11 protein-coding genes are annotated in these 11268 nt (G+C 43.6%); all 11 read right to left on the minus strand.

Translation table 11 applies throughout. From position 1 onward, the window contains the following. Positions 1-261: 261 nt before the first annotated feature. The gene (locus A361_RS27115) at positions 262-975 is read right to left on the minus strand and encodes a DUF554 domain-containing protein (protein ID WP_019382477.1); all 714 of its coding nucleotides are present in this window, start codon (positions 973-975) and stop codon (positions 262-264) included. A 118-nt stretch (positions 976-1093) separates the two neighbouring features. After that, on the minus strand, positions 1094-1939 hold the full coding sequence (locus tag A361_RS27120) for a ParB/RepB/Spo0J family partition protein (RefSeq protein WP_009332481.1): 846 nt from the start codon (positions 1937-1939) through the stop codon (positions 1094-1096). Further along, positions 1932-2693 (minus strand): ParA family protein, encoded by a 762-nt coding sequence (locus tag A361_RS27125; RefSeq protein WP_009332482.1) that lies wholly within the window; start codon positions 2691-2693, stop codon positions 1932-1934. The genes A361_RS27120 and A361_RS27125 overlap by 8 nt, the downstream gene beginning before the upstream one ends. Positions 2694-2906: 213 nt before the next feature. Then, the gene (noc, locus tag A361_RS27130) at positions 2907-3788 is read right to left on the minus strand and encodes a nucleoid occlusion protein (RefSeq protein ID WP_009332483.1); all 882 of its coding nucleotides are present in this window, start codon (positions 3786-3788) and stop codon (positions 2907-2909) included. Between the two features lie 140 nt (positions 3789-3928). After that, positions 3929-4645 (minus strand): 16S rRNA (guanine(527)-N(7))-methyltransferase RsmG, encoded by a 717-nt coding sequence (gene rsmG, locus A361_RS27135; protein ID WP_009332484.1) that lies wholly within the window; start codon positions 4643-4645, stop codon positions 3929-3931. Positions 4646-4688: 43 nt separating this feature from the next. Beyond that, a complete protein-coding gene (gene mnmG / locus A361_RS27140; RefSeq protein ID WP_009332485.1) occupies positions 4689-6578 on the minus strand; it encodes a tRNA uridine-5-carboxymethylaminomethyl(34) synthesis enzyme MnmG in 1890 nt (629 codons plus the stop codon). Positions 6579-6698: 120 nt separating this feature from the next. After that, a complete protein-coding gene (mnmE, locus tag A361_RS27145) occupies positions 6699-8084 on the minus strand; it encodes a tRNA uridine-5-carboxymethylaminomethyl(34) synthesis GTPase MnmE (RefSeq protein WP_019382476.1) in 1386 nt (461 codons plus the stop codon). A gap of 389 nt (positions 8085-8473) precedes the next feature. Continuing rightward, positions 8474-9100: an RNA-binding cell elongation regulator Jag/EloR gene (gene jag / locus A361_RS27150; RefSeq protein WP_009332487.1), complete on the minus strand. Its 627-nt coding sequence runs from the start codon at positions 9098-9100 to the stop codon at positions 8474-8476. Next, positions 9097-9882, minus strand: coding sequence for a YidC family membrane integrase SpoIIIJ (spoIIIJ, locus tag A361_RS27155; RefSeq protein WP_019382475.1), 786 nt, complete (start codon positions 9880-9882; stop codon positions 9097-9099). Before spoIIIJ ends, jag begins: the two co-directional genes overlap by 4 nt. 138 nt (positions 9883-10020) lie before the next feature. Continuing rightward, positions 10021-10389: a ribonuclease P protein component gene (gene rnpA, locus A361_RS27160; RefSeq protein WP_019382474.1), complete on the minus strand. Its 369-nt coding sequence runs from the start codon at positions 10387-10389 to the stop codon at positions 10021-10023. Positions 10390-10471: 82 nt separating this feature from the next. Beyond that, positions 10472-10606, minus strand: coding sequence for a 50S ribosomal protein L34 (gene rpmH / locus A361_RS27165; RefSeq protein WP_019382473.1), 135 nt, complete (start codon positions 10604-10606; stop codon positions 10472-10474). Between the last annotated feature and the right edge of the window lie 662 nt (positions 10607-11268).

An 11268-nucleotide genomic window follows, 5' to 3' on the forward strand; every position in this document is an offset into this window, starting at 1 on the left:
TACCATCTTTTCGCGCTCTTTTTACAGGTTTTCGCGCTGATTCAGTTTTTTTATGCGCTATCTGAAGATGCTTTTGCGCTCTCACCCTGTTTATGCGCCGTTCTCTCTTCTTTTCGTGCGCTCATAGCAGATTTTCGCGCTCGTATCAGGTACATGCTCAATTTCATTAGTTTATGTACTGCAACCAAATTGTTAAGCCACCGCAAGCACAATAAATTCCAGTGCACATGCTTCACATCACCGCACCAACAACTAAATCACCTAAAAATAAATTCCATAAAAATAAACAACCGACACAATAATCCCCGTAACCACAATTCCAGGAAGCAGGTTCGCAACCCTGATCTTTGTTATCCCTGTCAGATTCAGACCAATCGCAAAGATCATGATTCCGCCTGTCGCGGTCATTTCCTTGATAAAGCTGTCCATAAGAAGCTGGGGGACAAACCGGTCGATTTGGGTGGCAAAAAGGGCAATGAGTCCTTCATAAAGCATGACCGGAAAAGCTGAAAAGAGCACACCAATTCCTAATGTAGTCGTTAAGATAAGGGAGGTGAAGCCGTCAATAATCGATTTGGTATAAAGAACCGAGTGGTCGCCCCGGATACCGCTGTCGAGCGCGCCGATAATGGCCATGGCACCAATGACAAAGATAAGCGTAGCCGTTACGAAGCCCTGCGAAATGCTGCCTTGGCCTTTTGAGCCGATTTTGCTTTCGAGCCAATCGCCAAGTTTGTTCAGCTTATCTTCGAGAGCAAAGTATTCTCCAATTACTGCTCCGAAAACAAGACTTAAAATCACAACCAGGAAGTTCTCGCTTTTAAGACCCATTTGCAGGCCGAGCACCATGACAGCAAGGCCGATCGCATGCATCACCGTCCCCTTCATACTCTCAGGAATGCGATGAAGCAATTTCCCCAGCAGTGTTCCTATAATTATCAATAATCCATTCACAAGCGTTCCTAGCAAAAACATATTCTTCACCTAATTATTTCGCAATGCGAATTATTTTCTATTAAAATTACCACGAAAGGTACTGACCTACAATCTTTTTTTGAATACCTGTAAAAAAATAAACCATCATTAAGATGGCTTACGAATTGGTTTCTAAAAGTTCCATAATGCGTTCCAAATCTTCTTTTGAGAAAAATTCAATCTCTATTTTCCCTTTGTTTTTGGACTGTTTAATATGGACCGTGGTTCCGAATCTTTCTCGGAGGGAGGATTCGCGTTCCTTAATAAAAATGTCTTTTGGAGCATTTGGCTTTTTCGTTTCACGTGAAACATCATTCAGTTGCTGAATCAGCTGTTCAAGCTGACGGACATTTAAGCCGTCTTTAACTGTTTTTTCAACGAGCGCCTGCAGTTTCTCTTTTTTCCGCAGGCCCAATAGGGCTCTGCCATGACCCATGGAGATTTTCCCGTCAGAAATCAAACCTTGAATTTTCGGAGGAAGGGAAAGCAGGCGAATATGGTTGGCAATATGCGGCCTGCTTTTTCCCAGGCGCTTTGCCAGCTCCTCTTGTGTCACCTTGAGCTTCTCCATTAACAGCTGGTATGCAGCCGCTTCTTCAATTGGAGTTAAGTCTTCACGCTGCAGATTCTCAAGAACAGCGAGCTCCATCATCTGCTGTTCATTCAATTCCCGTATGACAACAGGAACTCTTTCAAGATTTGCTTCTTTTGCTGCCCGGTAGCGGCGCTCCCCAACTACAATTTCATAGCCTTTGATGCTTTTTCGGACGATGATCGGCTGCAGAATTCCGTGTTCAAGGATGGACTGCTTCAATTCCTCGATGGCTTCCTTTTCAAACACTTTGCGCGGCTGATAAGGGTTTGGACGGATGTCCTTTATTTTGACTTCTTGTACGGTTTCTTCTTTTTCGGTTTCAATATTATTGAAAAAAGCATTCAGACCTTTTCCTAAACCTTTAGCCATTTGAAACCACTTCCTTTGCCAGTTCTAAATATACTTCAGCTCCACGTGACTTCGGATCATAAGTAATGATAGGTTCTCCATGGCTTGGAGCCTCTCCCAGCCGCACATTGCGGGGAATGATTGTTTTATATACTTTATCCTGAAAATACTTTTTCACTTCTTCAATGACCTGAATGCCAAGATTTGTACGGGCATCAAGCATCGTCAGCAGTACGCCTTCGATTTTCAAATCATGATTCAGATGCTTCTGCACAAGACGGACCGTATTCAGAAGCTGACTCAGACCCTCAAGCGCATAGTACTCGCATTGCACTGGTATGATGACGGCATCCGAAGCGGTCAGCGAGTTAATTGTCAGTAATCCGAGAGAAGGGGGACAGTCGATAATAACATAGTCAAAGTTTGCTCTTACTTCTTCAAGAGCCCTCTTTAATCTTACTTCCCGCGAGATGGTCGGCACCAATTCAATTTCTGCACCTGCCAGCTGAATGGTTGCCGGGATTGCATATAAATTCTCTACCGAAGTTGATTTTATAACCTTTGATGCTTCCACATCATCAACGAGAACGTCATAGATGCAATGATCGACATCAGCCTTTTCAATGCCAATTCCGCTTGTGGCGTTCCCCTGCGGATCAATGTCGACCAGCAGCACTTTCTTGCCTATGTATGCCAGGCATGCGCCAAGATTGACGGAAGTGGTCGTTTTGCCGACTCCGCCTTTCTGGTTCGCAACGGCTATAATCTTGCCCACGGTGTCACCTGCTTTCATCTATCAGTATTACGATCTATCTATCTGCGAATTTATTAGAATGGTTAAATCACGTAGTCTATTTTATCACGAAAAACAGGACAGAATAATTTTTTTGTAAAAAATAAGAAGATTCTAATAGTCTTTTTATCGTCCTTCAAAAAAAACGCGAAAAACAAAACAGGGAGGCCCTGCTTCATCTCTCGCGTTAAAAAATTATTTCTTTTTAGGAATCTTAATCGTAATTTGATAAAATTCATCAAATTCTTCTTCTTCCGAATCAAGATTAATGCCGCTGTCAGAAACCATGGATAATGATTGGCGGATCGTATTGACCGCAATTCTCATATCCTTGCTGAACGCCTTTCGCTTCGGCTTCGGCTTTGGATTTTTCTGTTCGAGAATTTTGACAACCCTGTCTTCTGTCTGCTTCACATTCAGATTCTTCTCCACTATCTCCTGAAGCAGGGCGACCTGCTTCTCTGGGTCCTTCAGCGGAATGAGCGAACGGGCATGCCGCTCTGTGATTGATTTGTTTAATAACGCATCCTGGACAGGCTGCGGCAATTTCAGCAGCCGAAGCTTGTTTGCAACGGTTGACTGGCCTTTTCCAAGGCGCTGTGCCAACGCTTCCTGTGTCAGATTATGCAGTTCTAAAAGCTTTCCGTAGGCAACAGCTTCTTCAATTGGAGACAGTTCTTCCCTTTGAAGGTTTTCAATTAAAGCCACTGAAGCTGTTTCTGTATCACTTAAATTTTTTACGATAGCCGGAGCTTCTTCCCAGCCCAGCTTTTTCATGGCCCGGTATCTGCGTTCACCTGCTATGATTTCAAACTGGCCATCCTCAAATTCCCGTACGACAATCGGCTGGATGATACCATGTGTATGGATGGTCCGAGAAAGCTCTTCTATCTTCTCATCATCAAACACCGTTCTTGGCTGAAAACGGTTGGGGACGATTTGATCAATAGGTATCTTCTTAACTTCTTCTCTGTCGCTTAAGTCTTCAATATCCAATTGTTCTTCTGCTGGTTTTTCCGCTGTAACTTGTTCTCCCTTTTCGCCTAGGCCAAAAAAGCGTGAGAAAGAATGCTTCATCACCCTGCACCACCTTTACGAAACTCCCTATTACATATTCTCTATCATCATGACAAATCCTGCTGGACAGGAGCAATATAAATATCTGGAAAAATCGATTAGTTTAAACCATTATGTCATACAATGGCAGATTGCGCACCCTATTCAATTGGTGTTTTATTGGGTGTCCCCGGCTTCCGCGGGTACTTTTTAGGAGTGCTCTTTTCTTTTTTAATGATTAAAATATTCCGCTCACTCTCTTCTTCAGGCAAGGTGAACGTGTGGGAATCAACGAGTGTTCCGCCAAGAACCGAGATAGCCTTTTTGCCGGCATCCAGTTCCTCTTTTGCACTGGCACCCTTCATGGCCACAAATGTGCCGCCTGTTTTTGCCAGAGGCAGACACAGCTCGCTTAGAACGGACAATCTGGCAACAGCCCGTGCTGTCACAACATCAAAAGACTCACGGTATTCTTTGTTCTGGCCAAAGGTTTCCGCACGGTCATGGATAAAGCGCACATTATCAAGCTCCAGCTTCTTTGCCAAATGTTCCAGAAATCCAATGCGCTTATTAAGAGAGTCAACGATCGTAATATGTAAACCCGGAAAAGCAATTTTAATCGGTATGCTTGGAAAACCGGCACCGGCACCGACATCACAAACCTTTAACGGCTGGTTGAAATCAAAGTAAAAAGCAGCGCTTATCGAGTCATAAAAATGCTTAAGATAAACATCTTCCTTTTCCGTGATGGCTGTTAAATTCATTTTTTCATTCCATTCCACCAGTGTGGAATAGTAGGTGTCATATTGCTGCAATTGCTGTGGCGAAAGGGCAATCCCCTTCGCCGCCAGCATTTCTGTAAATTGTTCGGTATTCATTTATAAATCCTTTCGGTTCTCAGACATGATCGGATTTTCCCTTTTACTCCGCTGAAACTCGTGCAATTCTGCCCTGCTCTAAATAAACAAGCAAAATAGAAATATCGGCAGGGTTTACACCGGAAATCCGTGAAGCCTGCGCGAGAGATAGCGGCCTTACTTCCTTAAGCTTTTGCCTTGCTTCGGAAGCCAGTCCGTTAATATCATCATAATCGATGTTTTCAGGGATCTTTTTGTTTTCCATCTTCTTCAGGCGCTCTACCTGCTGAAGTGACTTTTCAATATAGCCTTCATACTTGATCTGGATTTCTACCTGTTCGGTTACATCCGGATCAAGCGTGCTCTCAGCCGGAACTACCTGCTGGATATGCTCATATGTCATTTCCGGACGCTTCAGCAAATCAGATGCGCGGATGCCATCCTTCAGCTCGCTTCCGCCCTGGCTTTTGATCAGCTCCTGCACATCAGAAGTCGGTTTGATGATGATGCCTTGCAGACGTGCTTTCTCTTCTTCAATCGCCTGCTTTTTCATCAGGAATTTTTCATAGCGTTCTTCACTGATCAGCCCTACTTTGCGGCCAAGCTCTGTTAAGCGCAGGTCGGCATTATCATGGCGAAGCAGCAGACGGTATTCCGCTCTAGAAGTCAATAGACGGTAAGGCTCGTTCGTGCCTTTGGTCACAAGGTCATCAATCAGGACGCCAATATAAGCATCTGAACGGCTTAAAATGACTTCTTCCTTATCCAGTGATTTTAATCCGGCATTCATGCCTGCCATTAGCCCCTGGCCGGCAGCTTCTTCATAGCCGGATGTCCCGTTAATCTGGCCGGCAGTATAGAGGTTTTTAACCTTTTTGGTTTCAAGTGTCGGCCATAATTGCGTTGGTACGATGGAATCATACTCAATCGCATAGCCGGCACGCATCATCTGTACATTTTCAAGTCCAGGAATGGTTCTGAGAATCTTCTGCTGTACATCCTCCGGCAAGCTTGTTGAAAGCCCCTGCACATACACTTCCTGTGTATTGCGGCCTTCAGGCTCCAGGAAGATCTGATGGCGCGGCTTATCATTAAAACGGACAACTTTATCCTCAATCGACGGGCAATAGCGAGGTCCTGTCCCTTTGATCATACCGGAATACATTGGCGAGCGATGAAGATTATTGTCGATCAATGTATGCGTTTCTTCATTGGTATACGTAAGCCAGCAAGGAAGCTGATCTGTAATATACTTTGTGGTTTCATAGGAAAAAGCTCTTGGCACGTCATCGCCTGGCTGAATTTCCGTTTTGCTGTAATCAATGGAGTGGCTATTAACGCGCGGCGGTGTTCCTGTTTTAAAACGGACCAGATCAAAGCCAAGCTCCTGCAAATGCTCTGAGAGCTTAATGGATGGCTGCTGGTTATTAGGACCGCTTGAGTACTTCAGCTCACCGAGGATGATTTCCCCTCTTAAGAAGGTTCCTGTCGTAATGACTACTGCTTTTGAATGATAAACGGCACCTGTCTGGGTGACGACGCCCCTGCATTCTCCATCTTCGACAATCAGCCGTTCAACCATTCCCTGAATTAATGTCAGATTTGGTTCATTTTCCAGCGTTTTTTTCATTTCATGCTGATACGTGAACTTATCGGCCTGAGCTCTTAAGGCACGGACTGCAGGGCCTTTTCCTGTATTGAGCATGCGCATCTGAATATGGGTTTTATCAATGTTCTTGCCCATTTCTCCGCCAAGTGCATCGATTTCCCTTACCACAATCCCTTTTGCAGGGCCTCCTACTGAGGGGTTGCAGGGCATAAAGGCTACCATATCCAGGTTGATTGTAATCATTAATGTCTTTGCGCCGAGACGGGCCGAAGCAAGGCCTGCTTCCACACCCGCGTGTCCGGCTCCGACTACTATGACATCATAACTTCCAGCTTCATATGTCATGATGCGGCCTCCTTTGCAGCAATCAGGCAGGCACAAGCTAAACAGAGGCTGAGCCGGCCGATTGCAAAAGTTAAAAAATCTATTTCCGCTGCGTCAGCTGACACAGCCTGCTTAAATCATCTATTTTCCTAAACAGAACTGCGAGAATAACTGGTCGATCAAGCTTTCATGGACGCTATCGCCAATAATTTCACCAAGCAGCTCCCATGTTCTCGTCAAATCAATTTGCACAATGTCAATTGGGGTTCCCATCTCAACACCCTGCATCGCTTCGTCAATGGCATTTTGCGCCTGGTTCAATAGGGCAATATGGCGGGTATTGGATACATATGTCATATCCCCGGCTTCGATGGAGCCTGCAAAAAATAGAGAAGCAATAGCTTCCTCAAGATCGTCGACTCCCTGATCCTCCAATAAAGAAGTTGTAACCAGTTTATGATGTTTGGAAAGCTCACGGACGCGATTCATGTCGATTTTTTGGTCAAGATCGGTTTTATTGACAATTACAATGACATCCATGCCTTCAACGGCTTTAAATATATTTTCATCCTCAGAGGTCAATTCATCCGAGTAATTGAGCACAAGCAAAATCAAATCTGCTTCCTTTAATACCTGCCTTGATTTTTCTACACCGATCCGTTCCACAATATCTTCCGTTTCACGAATGCCGGCTGTATCAACCAGGCGGAGAGGCACTCCTCTTACATTCACGTATTCTTCGATGACATCACGGGTGGTGCCCGGAATATCTGTCACAATCGCCTTATTCTCATGGACAAGGCTATTCAATAAGGAAGATTTTCCAACGTTTGGCCGCCCGACGATGACCGTTGAAAGTCCTTCACGCAGTATTTTCCCCTGCTGTGAAGTCTGAAGAAGCTTTTCGATTTCCTGCTTTACATAAGAAGCCTTCTCCATCAGCATTTGATGGGTCATTTCTTCGACATCATCGTATTCCGGATAGTCGATATTGACTTCTACGTGAGCAAGGATCTCCAGAACTTCCTGCCGAAGCTTCTGAATAAGCTTTGACAGCCTTCCTTCCATCTGGCCAAGTGCCATGTTCATAGCCCGGTCCGTCTTGGCGCGGATTAAATCCATAACCGCTTCTGCCTGGGATAAATCAATCCGCCCGTTCAAAAAGGCGCGCTTTGTAAATTCACCCGGCTCTGCCAGGCGTGCGCCATTATTCAGCAAAAGCTGCAGCACGCGGTTTACGGAAACCAGTCCGCCATGGCAGTTGATTTCAATGACATCTTCTTTAGTAAATGTCTTCGGCCCCTTCATGGCCGATACCATTACTTCCTCAGCAATCTGTCCGGTTTTGGGGTCCATAATATGCCCATAATGAATGGTATGGGAAGCAACATCCTTTAGACGCTTGCCTCCCACTCCTCTGAACAGCCGGTCCGCAATTTCAAAAGCCTGGTCACCGCTCAGGCGGACAATGGCAATGGCTCCTTCCCCCATCGGAGTAGATATCGCGGCTATTGTATCGAATTCCAATTTGTTCACCTCTCTTTTCATACTTCATTGATCTATATACAAAATGAATAATAATATCGATTCCCCAAATTAATAGAATATCACATGGCTTTTTTTTAGAAAAGCATATCAGCCCGCAGTTCCGGCTTGTCCATCAGTCAGCATGATACTTATCAACAGCCCGCTTGAATACAGCCAGTGAAAAAAATTATCCACACGTCTCATAATTAATATGCTCTATTTTAACTTATCCACATGTGAATAACAATAAAACCAATTGAGATTTAATAATTTGCAGGGAGATGATAAAGTGCGACAAAAAAATCCCAATCCGTAAATGGATTGGGATTTTGCAAAATAAGAAATTTTTTATATTTTGAACGTCGATAACTGCGTTTCCGCTTTTCCTGCTATCTTGTTCTGGCTGGTGCAATGACGATATGCCGATGCGGGTCATTGCCATCAGAATATGTCTTGATTCGCTTATTATTTACGAGGGCGGTATGGATCACTTTGCGTTCATATGAAGGCATAGGTTCCAGCGCAATTTCTTTTCCCGTCTTCAAAGCTTTTTGAGCAAGCCTTTCAGCCAGTTGAATCAGGGTATCCTGGCGTCTTTTTCGGTAATCCTCTGCATCGAGCACCACATTTAAGTATTGCTCGGCATATCGGTTAATGACCAGCTGTGTCAAATACTGGAGGGAATTAAGCGTTTGTCCTCTTTTTCCGATTAAAAGGGCAATCTTCTCACCGGATAGGATAAATTGAACATTTTTTCCGTCCCTTAATGTTTCAATTTCAATGGACACGCCCATTTTCCCGCTGACGTCTTTGAGGAATTTTTCGGCTTCCTCAATCGGATCAGGCTTTTTCACAGCTTTCACCACTGCCGGCCGGGATCCGAAAATCCCGAAAATGCCTTTTTTACCTTCATCAACAATAGTAATCTCTATGCGGTCTTCTGTTGTGTTTAATTGAGCTAAAGCTGACTCTACTGCTTCCTTGACGGTATGTCCTGTAGCAGTTACTTGTTTCACTTTTTGGCTCCTCCTGCATTTCCGGCCGCTGCGGCTTTCAGGTCCGGACCTTTAATGAAATACGTTTGAACGATCATGAAGATATTACCCACTACCCAGTATAAAGAAAGAGCTGCCGGGAAGTTAATGGCAAAAATAACGATCATAATCGGCATAAGGTAAAGCATCATTTTCATTTGTGCAGCCATTTGCCCAGTTTGCTGAGTGCCGGCCATCATCATTTTCTGCTGAATGAACGTTGTCACACCTGCAATTAAAGGCAGTAAGTAAATTGGATCTGGAGATCCAAGGTCAAACCAAAGGAAATTATGGTTTGCAATTTCGCGCGTACGTGTAATGGCATGGTAGAAACCGATCAGGATCGGCATTTGAATCACTAACGGGAAACATCCGGCAAGCGGATTAACGCCGTGTTTTTGGAATAAAGCCATTGTTTCCTGCTGCAGCTTCTGCTGGGTTTTCTGGTCTTTAGAGCTGTATTTTTCACGAAGCTTCTGCATTTCTGGCTGAATCGCCTGCATCGCTTTTGAACTTCTCGTTTGTTTAATCATTAATGGCAGGATGACCAGACGGATAATGATCGTCACAATAATGATCGATAGTCCATAGCTGCCGCCTGCAAATTCTGCTACCTTAATAATAAACAGCGAAAGCGGGTAGACAATATACTCGTTCCAAAAGCCTTCGCTTTCAGACGTAATCGGCTGGTTGATTTCTGTACAGCCCGATAAAAGGGCCATCACAAACACTAAACCGATTAATAGGAATATTCGTTTCTTCAACCGTTTTTTCCTCCTTAATTGCTCCTGATAATAGTATGGATTTCATTTGCTTGTCCCCGGTCATAGGGCACAAGCTCATATGTATCTTATTTTAACATCTTTTAAAATGAAGTGCTTCAAAATAAAGATAGATAAAGATTATTGATTTTTAGTATTTCCAAGTCTCGGTTTATTCAAAACCCGCGAAACCTTCAATACATGGATCAGACTCTTTTTCACTTCATGGAAATCCATTTCTGCCACCGGTTTCCTCGCAATGACAATCAGATCATATTGCGGCTTTATTTCCTCCTCCAGTTCTAAGAATGCCTGGCGGATATACCTTTTGATCTGGTTCCTCATAACGGCATTGCCGATTTTTTTACTGACAGAAAGGCCGATGCGGAAATGATTCTGCTCCTCTTTTCTCAAGATGTAAACGACAAATTGACGGTTGGCGAATGACTTTCCCTTTTTAAAGGCCTCTTGAAATTCTTTATTTTTTTTTACACGGAACTCTTTTTTCATGTCATCACCTTTTCAAAAAAGCGCAGAGCGCCTTGAACATTTATCTTTACATGGAAAAAAAGACCACTGACGTTTCAGTGGCCTAAGCAGATAATACTTTTCTTCCTTTGCGGCGGCGGCGAGCTAGAACGTTACGTCCGTTCGGAGAGCTCATGCGGCTGCGGAAACCATGAACCTTGCTTCTTTTACGCTTGTTTGGTTGATAAGTTCTTTTCATATATGACACCTCCCTGAGGAATTGCTGTTAAAGACAGTCTTTCTAATTATATAGATGTAACTAGAAAATTGTCAACTATGCATATAAGTCAATCTGCCTTCAATGGCAAAAAAATTGGAGTATGAACCTGGCTTCTCTCTTAGCTGCTCTTTTTCTTTTTTACAAATCTGAAAGAACCCACTCAGAAAGTTTACCTTCTTTTCGCATGAATGTCATCCTTAAATTTCATTTTTCCACGTTTTTCTCATTAGTTCATAGTAAAAGTTACTTTTTGAGACTGCAAGTTCCTCCGGTCGCCAGACGATCTGGCCATGAAAAAATGGCATCTCTCCATCTGATATTCCGAAGTCCCTTTGAATTGGATCTTCTCTAAAAACAGGTCTGTGGATAAAATTTCGACAGCATTTTCATTATCCACATCACATATTGACAAGTTTTTCACACAACCAAAGGCTGTGGACAATTTTTATGAACAGGGATGGCATGTTGTGGATAAAGGTTTAAAAAGCATTGCAGACAAAAGCATTATCTGTTATCATAATTGTGTTTTAACACTTAATAAATCATTGTGCATATCTTCATTATCCACAGATTGTGGATAACATGTGGACAGGTTATCCAAGGGGTTTGTAAAAGTTTGTCCACAGACAGTGGATACTGTC

Origin of the sequence: Cytobacillus oceanisediminis 2691, from assembly GCF_000294775.2 — a bacterium.
In the GTDB taxonomy this organism is placed as follows: domain Bacteria; phylum Bacillota; class Bacilli; order Bacillales; family Cytobacillaceae; genus Cytobacillus; species Cytobacillus pseudoceanisediminis.